The organism is Streptomyces sp. NPDC054794, from assembly GCF_053611585.1.
The window spans coordinates 47963-63381 of sequence record NZ_JBSHAQ010000042.1 but is presented as its reverse complement, the minus strand read 5'-3'; the positions used below and the strand labels follow the sequence as shown (position 1 = coordinate 63381).

At 69.7% G+C, this 15419-nt stretch carries 15 protein-coding genes; 5 read left to right on the top strand and 10 right to left on the bottom strand.

From position 1 onward, the window contains the following. Positions 1-56: 56 nt before the first annotated feature. From ACWGKT_RS34475 to ACWGKT_RS34440, 8 genes are all read right to left on the bottom strand, one after another. Positions 57-1826 carry a type IV secretory system conjugative DNA transfer family protein gene (locus ACWGKT_RS34475; protein ID WP_453276738.1) on the bottom strand — a complete coding sequence of 590 codons (1770 nt, stop codon included), beginning with the start codon at positions 1824-1826 and terminating at the stop codon, positions 57-59. Continuing rightward, a complete protein-coding gene (locus ACWGKT_RS34470) occupies positions 1823-3316 on the bottom strand; it encodes an ATP/GTP-binding protein (RefSeq protein WP_453276759.1) in 1494 nt (497 codons plus the stop codon). The genes ACWGKT_RS34475 and ACWGKT_RS34470 overlap by 4 nt, the downstream gene beginning before the upstream one ends. A 257-nt stretch (positions 3317-3573) precedes the next feature. Further along, positions 3574-5067 carry an SCO6880 family protein gene (locus ACWGKT_RS34465; RefSeq protein ID WP_453276737.1) on the bottom strand — a complete coding sequence of 498 codons (1494 nt, stop codon included), beginning with the start codon at positions 5065-5067 and terminating at the stop codon, positions 3574-3576. A 157-nt stretch (positions 5068-5224) separates the two neighbouring features. After that, positions 5225-6469 (bottom strand): hypothetical protein, encoded by a 1245-nt coding sequence (locus ACWGKT_RS34460; RefSeq protein WP_453276736.1) that lies wholly within the window; start codon positions 6467-6469, stop codon positions 5225-5227. A gap of 1 nt (position 6470) precedes the next feature. Next, positions 6471-7241: a hypothetical protein gene (locus ACWGKT_RS34455; RefSeq protein ID WP_453276735.1), complete on the bottom strand. Its 771-nt coding sequence runs from the start codon at positions 7239-7241 to the stop codon at positions 6471-6473. Continuing rightward, entirely contained in the window at positions 7241-7525 is a 285-nt protein-coding gene (locus ACWGKT_RS34450; protein WP_453276734.1) for a hypothetical protein, read from the bottom strand. Before ACWGKT_RS34450 ends, ACWGKT_RS34455 begins: the two co-directional genes overlap by 1 nt. Positions 7526-7605: 80 nt before the next feature. Then, the gene (locus tag ACWGKT_RS34445) at positions 7606-7887 is read right to left on the bottom strand and encodes a hypothetical protein (RefSeq protein ID WP_453276733.1); all 282 of its coding nucleotides are present in this window, start codon (positions 7885-7887) and stop codon (positions 7606-7608) included. Continuing rightward, complete coding sequence (locus ACWGKT_RS34440; protein WP_453276732.1) at positions 7884-8399, bottom strand: hypothetical protein; 516 nt, start codon at positions 8397-8399, stop codon at positions 7884-7886. Before ACWGKT_RS34440 ends, ACWGKT_RS34445 begins: the two co-directional genes overlap by 4 nt. A 639-nt stretch (positions 8400-9038) precedes the next feature. On the opposite strand from ACWGKT_RS34440, the gene ACWGKT_RS34435 reads away from it, so the two are divergent. Genes ACWGKT_RS34435 through ACWGKT_RS34425 form a run of 3 tightly spaced genes read left to right on the top strand, consistent with a single transcriptional unit; the run spans position 9039 to position 11725 of the window. Then, positions 9039-9893, top strand: coding sequence for a lysozyme family protein (locus ACWGKT_RS34435; RefSeq protein WP_356158905.1), 855 nt, complete (start codon positions 9039-9041; stop codon positions 9891-9893). 11 nt (positions 9894-9904) lie between these two features. Next, positions 9905-10765 carry a hypothetical protein gene (locus tag ACWGKT_RS34430; protein ID WP_453276731.1) on the top strand — a complete coding sequence of 287 codons (861 nt, stop codon included), beginning with the start codon at positions 9905-9907 and terminating at the stop codon, positions 10763-10765. Positions 10766-10807: 42 nt separating this feature from the next. Beyond that, a complete protein-coding gene (locus tag ACWGKT_RS34425) occupies positions 10808-11725 on the top strand; it encodes a GlxA family transcriptional regulator (protein WP_453276730.1) in 918 nt (305 codons plus the stop codon). 101 nt (positions 11726-11826) lie between these two features. On the opposite strand, the gene ACWGKT_RS34420 is transcribed toward ACWGKT_RS34425, so the two are convergent. Further along, on the bottom strand, positions 11827-12231 hold the full coding sequence (locus tag ACWGKT_RS34420) for a Dabb family protein (protein ID WP_351435597.1): 405 nt from the start codon (positions 12229-12231) through the stop codon (positions 11827-11829). A gap of 172 nt (positions 12232-12403) precedes the next feature. Then, positions 12404-13318: an NAD-dependent epimerase/dehydratase family protein gene (locus tag ACWGKT_RS34415; RefSeq protein WP_453276729.1), complete on the bottom strand. Its 915-nt coding sequence runs from the start codon at positions 13316-13318 to the stop codon at positions 12404-12406. A gap of 344 nt (positions 13319-13662) precedes the next feature. On the opposite strand from ACWGKT_RS34415, the gene ACWGKT_RS34410 reads away from it, so the two are divergent. Next, positions 13663-14403: an IS701 family transposase gene (locus ACWGKT_RS34410; RefSeq protein ID WP_453276728.1), complete on the top strand. Its 741-nt coding sequence runs from the start codon at positions 13663-13665 to the stop codon at positions 14401-14403. After that, positions 14324-14926: a hypothetical protein gene (locus ACWGKT_RS34405; RefSeq protein ID WP_453276727.1), complete on the top strand. Its 603-nt coding sequence runs from the start codon at positions 14324-14326 to the stop codon at positions 14924-14926. Before ACWGKT_RS34410 ends, ACWGKT_RS34405 begins: the two co-directional genes overlap by 80 nt. Positions 14927-15419 lie beyond the last annotated feature (493 nt).

The following is a 15419-nucleotide window of genomic DNA, read 5'->3' as shown; positions in this document are numbered from 1 at the left end:
ACGGGCCCGCCGAGCTGCTGCTGCGTACTGCTTCGCGCGGTGCGGGGTCCGTCCGTCTAGTGCGGCTTGGACAGCGTCACGCCCGGCATCAGACGACGTGCGGCGCGTTCCGTGATCGCCTCTGTCTCCGCCTTCGCCGCCGCCGAGATGGCGGCGGCGCCGGGCTCCTTGTACCAGGGACGCAGCCTGATCAGGGCGGGCTTGACGCCGGTCGCGAGGAGGAGAGCGGTGCCCTTGGGGAGGGCGCGGATCTTGTCGGGCGGCAGCACGGCCTCCTGGCGGTAGGAGTACGAGCGTGAAGTGCCGTCCTTGCTGCGGGAGATGCTCGGTGTGCGTACGTCGTGCTGGCCGACCAGGGTGGAGATCTTCTGGACGAAGTCTGCGTCGTCCAGGCCCGCGCCGAGGAGTTTGATGGTCGCCGCGCTCCACAGCGCGTCCATGCCGATCTCGCCCCATACACGCGCTCCCTGACGGTAACTCTGCAGCAGAGTCACGACGTTGATGCCGCGCGAGCCGAAGTGCGAGTAGAGGTCGGGGAGGTCGGAGATGCGGCACACGTTGGCGGCCTCGTCGAGGACCGCGGTCAGCGGCGGGTCGAGTCGGCCGCCCATGCGTTCGGCGGCGACGACGCCCGCGCGCATCGTCGCGTCGGCGAGTCCCGCGATGACACCCGCCGCCGAGCCGCCGCCGTCCTTGGAGAGGAGGTAGAGGGTGTCGTTGCCGAGGACGTGCAGGTCGGGGCGGAATTCGGGGAGGTCGGGGTCGGGGGTGACCCAGGCGAGGATCTCGGGGTCGAGGAGGCAGGAGGCGGTCTGCCGGGCGGTCTCGTAGATGCCGTCCCGGGTCTCCACCGCGCCGCGTACGGTGCCCTGCAACTGCTCGGCCATCGCGATGAGTCCGACCTCGCGCAGAAGGTCGATCGGGGTGCGGTCGGCCGGGTCGGCGAGCCAGGCGAGGAGTTCCTTCAGCGGAGCCCTGCCACGGGCGGCGGCCAGGAAGAGGGCGGTCAGGGTGTTCTGGGCGGCCGAGATCCAGAAGTCCTTCTTCGCGGAGTCGTCGTTGACGGACGCCACGAAGTGGCCGGCCATCCGGCGTGCCCCCTCGATGGTGTGGCACTCGCCCAGGATGTTCCACCACATGGCGCGCGGGGTGTGGGCGATGCCCTGCGGGTCGAACGTCCATACCCTGCCCGCCTTCTCCCGTTCGGCGCGGGTGACGGCGTACACGTCGGACTTGTTGGAGGTGAGCAGGACGGCGCCCTGGGCGCGCAGCACCCGGGGAACGGCGATGCCGGTGGACTTGCCGGCACGGGGTGCCATCAGGTCGAGTTCCACGTCCTCGTAACTGCTGCGCAGTTCGGGGCCCTTGGGGTCGAGGTCGCCGAGGAGGTTGCCGGTCTCGTCCGCGTGCAGCTTCTCGCGGCCCTTGAGGGTGGGGCGCAGTTCGCGGGCGCGGGCCTCGATGCCCTTGGGGCACATGGCGGCGAGCTCGCGCCGTCCGGCGAGGCCCTTGGGGCCGGCACCGCGGTTCATGGCGAAGTTGACGGTGAGGGCGACGGGAACCGCGACCAGCGCCAACAGGCTGAGGACACCCACGTAGACGGCGGTGGTCGGCGCCGCGGGCCACACCGCGGCCGGTCCGTCGGAGACCAGGTTGGCGACGGTGGATATTGCGAAGGGCGGGGCGTCCCAGCCGTGGCCGGAGAGTCCGGCGCCGAGGGTGCCACCGGACCAGACGATGGTGAACATGAGGAGGCCGGTGCCGGCGATCGCAGCGATGGCCCACGGCAGCTGCTCGTTCAGGCCGCCGCTGCGCGGGCCGCTCATGCGGTCCACCTCCCGGCCGCCGCCTCGACACCGGGAACGCCCGGGTCACCGGGGAATCCGAGGGGCCCTTCCTGGGCGGCCCGTGCGACCTGCTCGGCGGCGCGGGCCGCGGCCCGCTCGACGGCCTCCTCGTTGGTTGTCCAGCGGGTGTTGGTGTCATGCAGACGGCGTTCCGCGTCGGTGATGGCGACCTTGATGGGGATGCCGGGGCGACCGCCGACCTTGATGAGGAAGCGGCCGCGGCCCGGCGGTTCCTCGTTCTCGCCGTTGACGCCCCAGCCGGGGGGCGAGGACCAGGACGACACGAGTTCGATCTCGCGCCGGGAGAGCCCGACCACCTTGCCGAGGTCCTCCATCTCGGTCTTCGGCAGTCCGGCGCACACCACCATGCCGGCCCGCTCGACGAAGCCGCGGGCCTTGGCGCGGTCGGCGTCGGTCCCGAGGGCCTCGGCGTCCTTGAGGGTGTGGGTGATCTTGGCGTCGCCGAGGCCGAGGGAGCGGTTGAGGCGGGTGAGCGCGTCGATGCGGTCGACGATGCCGGAGGCGGCGCGCAGCGGGCGCCACAGCTCGTCGAGGACGGTGAAGAACCAGCGCCGAGGGGCGAGTCCGGCGTCTGCGAGGGCGTGCGAGGCGGCCACGGTGCCGAGTCCGTCGGACCAGGCGGCGAGCATCGCGGCGGCGGTCAGCTGGGTGTCGGCCTCGCCGATGCCGGAGATGTCGATGCACACGGCGGGCGCGTCGGGGTTGATATGGGTGGACGTCTCGGAGGCGAAGGTGTCGCCGAGCGGGCCGTCGAGGATGCCGAGCAGGGAGCGGTGCAGCGGGTCGACGGCGTCCCGGTAGCGGGCGTCGTCGCCGCGGTCGAGCGTGACCGAGCGCACCCGGTCGGGACCCTCGGTGAGGACCCGCAGGACGTCGGGCAGCAGCACGGTGCCGCCGACGGGGGTGCGTTCGCGCAGGTGGTGGAGAACCGCGGAGAGCACGGACTGCTCGTGGTCGTCCATGGGACGGCCGCGCACGATGGTGATGAGAGCGGCGACCATGTTCAGTACGCGGCCGTGGGCCTCGGCCTTCAGGACCTCGCCGGCCTCGCCGCCGATCTTCGCCGCGGCCTCGCCCATGGCGCCCGGGTCGAGGACGTTGATGCCGCCCCGGCCACGGCCGATGGAGATGACCTGGCCGCCGAGCGCGCGGACGGTGTCGGCGTAGTCGGGTTTGAGGTCGCCGAGTACCAGGGGGACAACACCGGTCGCAGCGAGCCCGATCAGCATCCGGTTGATGAGGGTGGACTTGCCCAGGCCCGGCATACCGAGCATGAACAACGAGGGGTTGGAGATGTAGCGGGCCCGGGTGAACCAGTTGAGGGGGTCGCCGCAGACCGTGGCGCCGGTGAACAGGTGCTGCCCGAGCGGCACTCCGGTCATGGGCGAGCCCGAACCGGCGGCGAACGGCCACATGCCGCAGGCCTGCACGGTGGTGGCTCGCCACATGGTGGGCGGGTCCATGTAGCTGACGCGTCCACCGCCGGCGCCCTGCCAGCCGCGGGCCGGGATGTACAGCTCCCTGGGCGCGGCCGGGGCCTTCTGCTTGCCGCCGCGCTTGCCAGCGGACCTGGCCTTGGCGGACTTCTTCCGGCCGGGCTCCTCCGTCAGGCCCTGCACGGACCAGCTCGCGTCCAGTTCCCTGAACGCCTTCTCCTCGGCCAGGCGGTCCTCCCGCTCGGCCTGCTTCTCTTCGCTACGGCGGCTCACAGCGCCTCCTGCAGTTCGTGCGGGATGAGGGTCTGTTCCCACGGAAGGATTCCGGCGGGCAGGGTGCAGCTGAACGCGGCCGCCTGCATCCGGTCGGCGGGCCGCATCAGGACCCGGGAGGCGGCGGTCAGGTTGCGTACGGTGACGCTGGCGTCGGCCAGTTCTTCCATGTTGTCGACGGTGACCGTCAGCATCAGCGAGAACTCCACGAGGCCGGCGCCGGACGCCTCCTCGGCGGCGGTCTGTTCGGCCGCCCGCATCTCGGAGGCGGCGCGCGCCTGGACCATGCCCTTGCCGGACGTCGCCATGAACTGGGCGCTGCGCCGGTCCGCCTCGACGATCCGGGCCGAGGTGGCGGGGTCGATGGCCCGGTAGACCAGGGCGACCCGCTTGCGCCGGGTGCCGGGGGCGGCCTCCAGCATGCCCCGGAGCACCGAGGAGCGGATGGTGCCGCGCGGTGCCAGGGTCAGCATCCAGGTCCGGGACACACCGGAGTCGTGCTGGTAGCTGCTCACGGTCTCGACGGCGGCCGCGGGGCCGGCGTCGTCCCACTCCAGGCCCGTTCCGCCGTCCTGAGCACGGGCGTTGAGGACGTCGGCGGCGACGGCGGGGTCGTAGGCGACCCGGACAACCTCGGCGATCCGCTCGGACGACAGCGGGTACGCGGCACCGCCCCCGGCCGCGACGAGCCCGCTGAGCAGGCCCGGGATCCGGATGGACAGCTCGGTGATCACGTCCTCCTTCTTGCGCTTCTGGCCCGCGGGGTTGCCGTAGGTGAGGGTGACGTAGGTGTGCATCTCGGAGGAGGCGCTCGGGTAGCGGTCGACGACCTCCTCCATGACGGCGCGGGCGGCGGCCGGCGCGTCGGGGTGGATGCGGGGCAGCACCTCGTGGGCGAGCCGGGTGCCGGGGTCGGGGGCGGTCTCCACGATCACGGACGCGCCCTTCAGACCGGGTTCGTGGGCCAGCCGGGCCAGCCACTCGCCCCACAGCGCGACCCAGACGTCGACCTGGTCCGGGTCGATGAGCGAACCGCCGTCGGGGTCGCAGCCCAGGACGATCGTGTACAGGTCGCGCTGCGGGTGGTGCAGGATCCCGAAGGGACGGTCGTAGGCGTCGCGGCCCTCGGTCGCGGTGACCTTGTTGAGCAGCCCGGGCGGGCGGAACCGGCCGCCGGGCCGCGCGGACAGCGGGCCCGAGACGTAGAGGTGCGCGCCGCTCGCCTTCCGGCGCCACCAGCCGACGCGCAGGGCGAACAGCTGGTAGACGTTGCGGCCGTCCTGGGTGCGGATGGCGAGCGGGATGAGGAACAGGACGACCGGCACGAACACGATCACCGCCGCGTACAGCGAGATCAGCGACGCCAGCAGGGTGGCGACGAGTCCGCCGAAGATCACGAAGGTGCCGACGAGCCCGAGCGGTCCGAGCCCCGCCCGCCTCGGCCTGCGCCAGTTCCCGTAGGTCGGATGGGAGACGGCTTCCGTGGACATGCGACCGGTTTCCTTTCGCGAAGTGATGGGGGTACGGCGTGAGTCGAGAGGCGAGGGGAGAGACCGCCGGGCTCCCGGGGGGAGGGGAGCCCGGCGGCCGTTCGTCAGGGGCGGCGACGATGGGCGTGCGGCCTGGGTGTCGTCGTTTCCCCCGGGCTTACTTGTTGTTGCCGAGTTCTCCGTCGGCGCCCTCTACGGCGCCGGCGACCGTCGAGCCGGCGGTCTGGGCCGCGGCCACGGCCGCGAGGATCGCGACACCGGCCGGACCTCCGGCCGCCGCAGCTTCCTTGCCGGCTGCGCCTCCGGCCTTGCCCGCGCCGCTGCCACCGCCCGCACCGCTCGGACCGCTCGGGCCGGACGCACCACCGGCACCGTCCGAACCGCTGGAGCCGGACGAGCCGGACGAGCCGGCCGCGCCGGAGGAACCGCTGGCACCGCCGGTGCCGCTCGCGCCGCTCGGACCCTTCTGCCCGCCGCCACCGCCGCCGGATCCGCCGCCCATGGCGGAGAGTTGCACCGCGCCGCTGGCGAACTGGCCTCCCGCCTGGCCCATGCTGGCCATCGGGTTGCCGGTGCCCATGGCTGCGGCGGCCGGTACGACGAGCTTCAGCAGCGCGGGGAGCGCGATGGCGGACAGCAGCATCACGCCGATACCGGCGATGCGGGTGTTGATGTTGGCGTTCGTTTTGCTGTTCTGGCCCGCGGTGATCATCGCCATGCCGGCGTTCAGCACAAGAGCGACCGCGGGCTTGTAGAGCAGCCAGGAGATCATCCAGCCGATGTGCTTGCGCCACCAGCCGGCGCCCCAGTCCGTCATCGAGGCCGCGGCGGCTATCGGAAGGGTACCGAGCATGATCATCATGACACCGAGCCGGATGTACATCAGGACCGTGTGGAGGATCCCCGCGAGCAGCAGCAGGAAGGCGAGGAGCAGCAGCAGGAAGGACTCGATGTTGCTGGTGTCCCCGCAGGCGCCGACGTTGTCCAGCGCATTCTGCACGGACTGGTCGAACAGGTAGGTGGAGTATTTGTCCGCGACCCTGGCGGCGGCCAGGCAGATGGTGGTGGCGGCGCCCGACACCAGGACGACGCGCATGATGCCCTTCAGCGCGGTAACGCCCGCGGTGCCCTTGCGCTCGATCGCCATCTTGCCGGCCGCGAACACCAGCGAACCGACGGCCAGATAGACCACGATCCACGATGTCTTGTCGCTGACGTCGTGCGACGTGGTCGTGTCCTCCAGGGTCGGGACACTGTCGGCCAGCCCCGCGAACACATCGATCGCGGCGGCGAGGATATTCTTCGCGATCAGATCGATGATCGTCCCGACGGGGTTGCCGAGAAAGCTGAAGAAACCGGTGATCGCGCCGGCGAGCGGATTCCCGTTGCTACAGGCCGCCACGTCAAACCCCCCAAAGTGTGTAGCCGACGGCGTTCTGCGCGGAGGCCAACTGCGAGTACAGGCCCCCGCTTCCGTTGGGCTGGATCTTCCAGTCGCCGCCGCTCCAGCGCACGTCGATGCTGGTCTTGGCATAGCCTTGCTCGTTCTTGATCAACAGCTCGACGGTCGCCGCCTTGCTCGTGTACGAGGTCACCTGGAACCCGGCGTACGACGAGGTGGACGGGGAGCTGTTCGAACTGTCCGTGTCCGGCACGACGGTGCGCTGGAACACGAACATTTCGCGTCCCTGTCCGGCGACGACCTGCTGGTCGGTGACGGTGCGCCACTGGGATCCGCTCATCTGGGAGGGGATCACGGTGGCGGCCAGCGCAGCGCCCATGGGTGTGTGCGCGAAGCACCACCACACGTCGCCCTGGATTTTGGTCGGCCCCGCCGAGGCCGAGACCGGCACCCGCCCGATGCCGAGCGTGCGCCAACTGATGTCCTTGGGCACGGACGTGGGTATCGCGTCGCCCGCGCTGTCGTCGGTACGGCAGCCGTTCGGGCGGCCGTCCTTCTTGACGGAGGTGCCGGAGAGCGGGCCGTTGGACGCCGGCGCCTTGACACGGTCGCCACCGGTGCCCGAGCCGGACGTCAGCGCGGTGACTGCGCCCAGTACGACGACCAGACCGAGGAACCCCGCCGATGCCTGCCAACTGCGCTGCTTCCAGTACGGTCCGGTCTCCTCCGACCGCCGTTCTCCGCGCCGGAACAGACCAACTGCCCGCCCCATCACTTGAAGACGAACTGGACGATCGGGCCGGCCGTGGCCACCAGGACGCAGCCGCCGAGCACCATGCCGAGGCGGCTCATGTGCTCCGAGCTCTCGCCCCGCTTGACGGAGATGGCCATCATCGCGCCGGTGATCAGCACGCCGGCGACACCGGCAGCGGTGCCGGCCCAGGCAAGGATGCCGAGGACGAGGTTGACCTTGTCGGAGAGGGGCTGGGGGGCGTCGCTCTTCGGGTCTGGAACGCCGGCGGCGAGGACGTGGGTGGCTTCGAGCAGTGCGGACATGAGGATTCTCCGAGGAGTCGGCACCCGGCCTGAGCGGTGGGCGAGAGGATGAACTTGCAGTGCTGGAAGGTCTGTTGGCCCTAAGGACCTTGAAGGGTCAGGTCGCCGAGGAACGTGACGAGCGGACCGGCCGTGGAGGCGATCACGCAGGCGAGGACGACGTAGAAGACACCGCGGAAGTGCTCACCGCCCTCGCCCGGGTCGCCGCGGCGCAGCTGGAGCGCCATCTGCATGCCGACGATGATCAGTCCGGCGACGCCACAGGCCGAGGCGCCCCAGCAGAGGGTGTTGAGGATCATCTTGCTGTTGTCGCCCGGGTCGAAGGCGGCCACGTACGGCGCGCTGGAAAGGAGTTGGGTCACGACACGACTCCCTCGCCGTGGATCTCGCCGCCCACCAGCCTGGAGAGCGTGACGAGTTGCCTGGGTACGTACTTCAGCTGACCGCCCGTGCGCCACGCCGGGATCCACGGCACGCGGTGCACGCGGGCGACGGAGCGCAGGACCCGGATCCGGCGCAGCAGACCGAGCGGCAACCGTCCGGGGGCGTCGGCGACGAGGACCACGGCCAGCAGGTCGAGTCCTTGCGGGGCGTTGCCCTCCTTGAGCGCACCCAAGGCCTGGGAGACGGCCCGTAGTCCGCGTGCGCTGGTCCGGCCGACCAGCACGACCCGGCGCGGCTCGCCCCGGGCCGGGTCCGGCCATCGGGCTCCTACGTCCACTCCGCCGAGGGCCTCGACGAGCGAGGTCGCACCGGACCCGCCGTGCGCCTTGACCCAGACGACCTCGTCGCGCGACCTGCCCCGCGCCGGCTTGGGCTGCTTCGGCTGGCCCCAGCCCGCTTCTGACGCACGAGCCGGGGCGACGCGGCGCACGGGGGCGGCCTGCGGCAGGACGGGGGCCGTGGACCGGGGGGCTGCCTGCCGTGCGGCAGGGGCCCCAGGCCGGGGAGCGACAGGGATCGGCGGCTGGGGAGCGACAGGAGCCATGGGCCGCGGGGCGGCCTTCACGGCGGCTTGCGCATGGGGCACCACCGCTACCGGCGGCACGGGTGCCGTCGGCTGACCGCCGAGGCCCGGAGGCGGAGGGTACGCCGACTGCCCGCCGTGGCCCGGTGGGAACGCCTGCTGCCCACCGGGGCCGGCGGGATACACCGGCTGCCCGACGGAGGCCGGGTGCCCGACGGAGGCCGCCGGGGCGGCCGTACTCGCGCCCGTCCCCGCCGTCGGACCGGTCGCGTCGCCGTCGGGAGCGGGCCGCGTTTCCGGGGGCGTCGGCTGTGGAGCTTTCGGTCCCCGTACCCATGACTGCGGGCCTGACGGCATTGCCGAAGGAGTGCCCATGTGTGCCCCGCCCCCCTCTTCGCTCGTACTTCCGCTGCTCTGGCTCATCTGTTTCCACCGGTTTGAACTTATTTGTTCCGGGGCCCGTTTGGATCTGTCGAGCCCGTCGGACAGCACAACGGGCCGTGTGGCCACATCGGTTCAAGGCGAAGGGGAGAAGGTCGGACGCAGATGGGTGCGGGAGAGAGCGAAGAGAGCGGCGGCTCGAAGGCCGTCATGTACGGCATAGCCGGCGCCGGCGTGGGCGGCTGCATGATGATCCCGCTCTCCATAGCGGGCGCCCTGCCGTTCATCATCATCTTCGGCGGGTTCGGGGTCCTGCTGGCCCCGCTCATCGCGCTGATCCTGCTCTTCGGAGGAGGCGGCGGCAGCGCCGACAACTACAGCAGCGACAACGACACCGCGAACCAGATGCTCACCGTCCTCCAGGGCGACGGCAAGGGCGAGCTGGACACCTCCACCGTCCCCGACGACTTGGTGGACCCCATCCAGAAGGCCGGCGAGCTGTGCGACGCGATCGGCCCGATCGTCATCGCCTCCCAGCTGGAGAAGGCGTCCGGCTTCAACTCGGTCCTGGTCGGCCCGAAAGGCGAGCTGGGCATCTCGCAGCTGCCGCCCGCGATCTTCACGCAGTACGGCAAGGACGACGACAACAACGGCAAGACGTCCGCCACGGACAACAAAGACTCGATCATGGCCCAGGGCCGCTACATGTGCGACCTGGCCAGTCAGGGCCAGAAGTTGCTCGACGACGGCACGGTCGTGAAGACCACCGACAAGGACGGCAACACCACCAACAGCGTCCTGGACCTCGCCCTGGCCGGCTACGCCATCGGGATGGACGCCGTGAAAGCCGCCAAGGGCGTCCCACAGTCGAACGACGCCCTGAGCTACGTCCTCACCATCCGCGCCCAGTTCGCCAAGTACCAGGGCATCGCCGCCCCGCCCTCGGGCGCCACCCCCGGCGTCACACCCAGCCCCACCGACTCACCGTCGGTCACTGCTTCGCCCACCACAGGAGCATGAGGAGGACAGCCATGGCCCACTTCCAGGTGCGCATCTCCGACGAAGGGCTCGCCGAGATCGACGGGGACCCCCTCGTCCACGAGCCGGATCAGACCGTGCACGAGGCCGTACTCGACCAGTTGCAGCGGTACGCGCAGGAGCGCGGCGCCGCCGTCGAGGCGACGGTGAACGACGGCCCCGGCGCCGCCCACTTCGCCCTTGAGATGTCGCCGGACGGTTCCAGCCGCATCCTCGCACCGGAGGAGCCACCGGCCCCGGAACCCGAACCCGTCCTCGTGGCCTCCGTGGCCTCCGTGACCGCCCTCGCCCTCTCCCTCGCCGAGGCTCCTGCCCCCTCCGCCATCGCCACCGCGATTGCCCGTGCCCGCGCCACGGTCGCTGACCGTGTCGCCGCCGCCCCGGCCCAGCTCTCTGCCAGGACCATCGACCTCCCCGCCGAACTCGCCGAACCGATCGGCCGTATCAACGCGTTGGCGGGCGTTGGCCGGCTCGACGAGGCGTTCGCCGAGGCGACCGCGCTGCGCGAGAGGCTGACCGGATCGATGGGTGCCGAGCATCCGCAGGCGCTGGAGGCACGGGCCGTGGAGGCATACCTCGCGCACCTGCGCGGCGACCCCCGCGAGGCCACCGTGCTGGCCCTGGCCGTGGCCCGGATCAGGTGCGGGGCGAGGGACGACCGGGCGCCGGAGGAGGTGGCGCGGGCGACAGCCGCCTGGCAACGGCTCGACGACGACCAGGCCGCACTCACCCACGGGCGCGAACTGCTGCACATGTGGGCCAAGTTGGAGCACCGTGGACCGCTGCCCCCCGGCCACTCGGAACTCGCCGAACAGGTCCGCAGACATGTGGAGGCACTGATGGCGTACGCCTGACCCACCCACGGGCAGGTCCCTCCCGGCACAACCGGCTACAGCGTGCCGACCCGGCACGGCTTCGAGGTGCGGGCCCGGCACGGCCTGGAGCGGCTGGCCTCGGCGGACCTCATCTGCGTCCCCGCCTACGACCCGCACGTGCGCCAGCCGGACCGCCTGACCGAGGAACTGCGGGCCGCTGTGGACAGGGGCGCACGCGTGTTGAGCATCTGCACGGGAGCTTTCCTCCTTGGCGAGGCCGGGCTGCTGGACGAGCGACGCTGCACCACCCACTGGCGCTACAACGACGAACTCGCCCGCCGCCACCCGCGCGCCCGGGTCGAGTCGGACGTGCTCTATGTCGACGAGGACCCGGTCATCACCGGCGCCGGCACCGCCGCCGGCGTCGACACCTGCCTCCACCTCATCCGCCAGGCACACGGCAGCGCTGTCGCCAACGCGATCGCCCGCCGCATGGTCACACCCCCGCACCGCGACGGCGGCCAGCACCAGTACCGCCAACGCCCCCTCCCCCGGGAAGGGGCCGGTTCCCTTGCCCCCGTCCTGGCCTGGGTGGAAGCCAACCTCGATCAGGACCTGACCGTCGACGCAATGGCCCGCCGTGCCCGCCTCTCCCCGCGGACCTTCGCCCGACGCTTCCGGCAGGAGGCCGGGACCACCCCGCTGCAATGGCTCACCGGGCAGCGGGTCCTGCTCGCACAGCACCACCTGGAGACCACGGACGACCCGGTATCCGCGATCGCCCACCGCTCAGGCTTCGGCACCGTCGACAACCTCCGCCACCACTTCGCCCGACACATCGGCACGACGCCACAGGCATACCGGCGCACGTTCGGAGCCCTGCCCACCAGCTCACGATCCGCGTCCGTCTCCACAACTCCGCAAGGGGCGCGGAGTGCTGTCGGTTCTCGTGAACATCGACCAGCGCACCGGACCGGCGCGTCCCGAAGTGCTGACTAGAGGTGCCATAACTAGCGTAAAAGTTATCGAGGGGTGATTGCGTCACGACCGGCAGGTGCCGGGTGCCTTGCCGCGTATACTTGCCGGTCGTGACGTGCTGATTAGTCGTTCGCGCCGGCGCCGCGAAAGTCTGGGACGTCCGAAAGCATGCCGGGAATCTCCGGGTTCAGGGCGCTGCGGCGGCGGTGCAGTTCTTCGATTTTCGCGTACAGGTCAGGGTCGTCGTCGTCGCTGATGTCGAAGATGTCGAGGCGTTCGAGCAGCGCCAGTCCCAGATGGTCAGTCCCGATAGTCGCGGGGTGGGTCAGGTACTCGTAGAGGCCGTCGAGGTCCTCAACGACGAAGACACAGCTGTAGTCGAAGTCCCCGCCGAGATCGCGGCCAACCATGAAAGACTTCACGGCCGGGTTGGACCGTCCTTGGTTGCGCCAACTTTCCAAGGCGGCCTCGATTTGCTCGGGGGTGACTTCGGCCTTAGCCTTCGCGCGGTTGATGTGGTAGATCATGGCTACTCCTGTCGTTTCTCACTGCCGAAGAGGGATACCTTTCACGACACAGCCCAGATGGTGGGCCTCATCGCAGGATTGACTCAAATGCGATAAGGACTGATTCGCCGGACGTGTCATGACGAAGCGCAGGGCCGGAATCGCTGCTTGCTGTCGAAATCGGGAGGCGGGATCAAGCCGCGGCCGCGCTCACCTGATTATTGATAATGATGTCTAGATCGGTGGCGGTGAGGCCGAAGGCGTCAGCTGTTTTTGAGGCGTCCATGAGGAACGGCGAGTACCATTGATAGTCCATTTCGGCCATTTCACGGGCTTTCGGCACGAAAAGCCCAGCTGTGCGCATTGCCGCGCGTGGCACCGGGATCAGCTTGACCGGGGGCCGGCCTGCAGCGGCGGCGTAGCGCCGCGCCAGTTCACGGATGCTGATGGCCGGTGGCGACGGCACATGCCACGCCTGACCCCACGCACGCTCATCATTTCCAAGTGCGACCAGGGCCTGAGCCATGTCTCCGTTGAAGGTGAAGGTGTGTGGCGCGTCTAGATCGGCAGGCACCCAGGCTGCGCGGCCCGTCTTCATTGCCGGCTCAATGATTATGGAATACAGGCCATTCGAGTCCCTGCCGATGTAGTCGGACCCGCGAACCTCCACAGTGCGGATTCCGGCGTTAAGGGCCTGCTCCCACAGCCGTTTACGGAGACGGCCTTTAGACCCAGTGGCGGCCATGGGGGTGTATTCGTTCATCATACCGCCAGGCTGCGGGCCGTAAGCGTACATGCTGCCAGTAATCGCCAGCACGGCCCTGTTTGCTTTCGCGGCTGCGATGACCGCATTCTGTATGGGCGGCAACAGCCGTTCCCACATTGTGTAGGAAGGCGGGTTCGCACAGTGGTAGATTACCTTTGCGCCGCGAGACAGCTCGGTCAAGCGGCCCGGGTCGGAAGCATCCGCGGCGACCCGTTCGACCTGCGGATACTCCGGGCCCGAGCCGCTGCGCGTGACAATGCGGACGCTTTCACCGCGGTCGGCGAGCAGGCGAGCGACATTCGTGCCGATGGAACCGGCACCGATAACGACATGTATGGCCATGATGGGCTCTTTCATATAGATAGGAGTCCCGGGTTCGTTTAAGACTCAGAACAAAGTTCGTCGATGGCCGTTGCTGGAAACTAATCGGCCTGAGCTTTGGCCGCAGGGCAGACCTCGGATCGGCGGTTCTTCACGCTGCCGTATGCGGCCGCCTGTCAGTGAGCTATGGGCTCGTATCAATCTCGTCGTCCGTCTTCGTACTTGGTCACCGGTGGTGTCGCACGAGTCGTGACGCTAGCCGGGCCTCGCTGCGATTTGGCAGAGATAGATTTTTCTAACACCATCAGGTACTACCGCAGATCTTGTGACTGGTGACCGGTGCTGACCGTTGTCCGGTCATGCTGATGGATGTGAGGGTGGACCACGTCGCGCGGTGGGCAGGGGAACTGGCTGCCCTGACGGGCGGGTTGGGGCATCTGTTCGCCCGGCCGGAGCCGCGGGACGTGTTCGCCGATCTGATCGAGGGGCTGCTGTCTGACCTGGGCCGGAAGAACGGCTGGACGATGGCAGGGCGAGCCGGGCATGCCACCCCGCACCGGATCCAGAAGTTTCTGGACGAGGCGTCCTGGAGCGCGGACGCACTGCCGGCCGAGGTGCAGGCTTACGCGGCACGGGAGTTGGAGTATCCGAGCCCGACGCTGGTGCTGGACGACACCCAGGTGATCAAGAAGGGTGACAAGTCCGTCGGGGTCGGCCACCAGCACTGCGGGACGACCGGTGACGTCCGCAACTGCCAAGTCATGGCGATGCTCACCTATACCGCCGCGAGTGGCCACACCTTCTACGACCGGCGTCTGTACCTGCCGCAGTCCTGGACCGGCGATCGTGAGCGGTGCCGGGCGGCCGGAGTCCCCAAGGTCGCCTTCGCCACCAAGCCGCAGCTGGGCATCGCCATGCTGCAGGGCGCGGTGGTCGGTGGGCTGCCGTTCTCCCGGGCGGCTGCCGACGGACTACGGCAAGGACCCCGCTCTGAGGTCCTGACTGCACGGGCAGAGGATCCGCTACGTGCTCGCGGTGCCGCTCACGCCGCCGGTTCAGGGCCCGCCGGGCAAGCCGTACCTGCCGAAGGTCACAGCGGCCGGTGACCTGCTGCACTACGCCACGGTGCGCGAGCAGCGGGAACGCCGCAGCCAGGGCCAGGGCTCCAAGGAACAGCGAGCCTACGACTGGACGTGGTTCGAGGTCACCCTGCCCGGACAGATACCGGCCGACAGCTTCACCCACCAGCTGCTGATCCGCCGCAGCACCGAAAAGAAGCAACTGGCCGGCGACCGCGTCGACTTCGCGTACGCGTACTTCCTCGACCATGCCCCGGCCGCCGACCCGGTCACCGAGGCGATCGTGAGGGCCGGGGTCCGCTGGAAGATCGAGGAAAACAACGAACTCGCCAAACAGATCACCGGCCACGGCCAGTACCAGCTCCGCCGCCGGACCTCCTGGCACCGGCACGTCACCTGCGCGATGCCCGCCCTGGCCTTCCTAACCGTCCAGCGCGCCCGCCACCCCGACCCACAACCAGAACCCGATCTCCCCGGACAGCGCGCCGGCCCTGACCCGGCAGACGAGGGAAAAGCGCAGGAGACGGCGGGAAGGGGCGCCTCCCGCTGATCCGGCTGACCGCCCCAGCCCCCGCCTGTCTCCTCGCGGCCACCGCCCTGACCGCCCACCACAGCGACGCCTACCACCTCCAGCAGCATCACTCGCGAGCCCTGCACCAGACCCGGGCCACCGTCCGCCACTACAACCGGCGCGGCGCCCCCCTCCCAGCCCGCCTCCGCCCCTGACGACAACCCGAGCAGAACCGATCACAACCTCAAGATCTGAGGCTGTAGGACGAGCCTGCGCCGCTGCCCTCTCGTAGCGCTCCTCAGCCAGCCGTCGACCATCACGGACGGCGACGAACAGGGCAACGGCTGCCGCACTTAAAGAGCATTTTCTCCCGTTTTTTCATCCTGGAATCTACGGTTTGCGCGGCTTTGCAGTGTCGCGCCAGGAGATGATGTCGTAGCCGGTGAGGCCACCATCTCCCGGCGCTATCCGACACCCCGGGATCAAACGCCCGTGCACCAAGGCCATCGGCACCCGGCCCCTCACCGCCAGT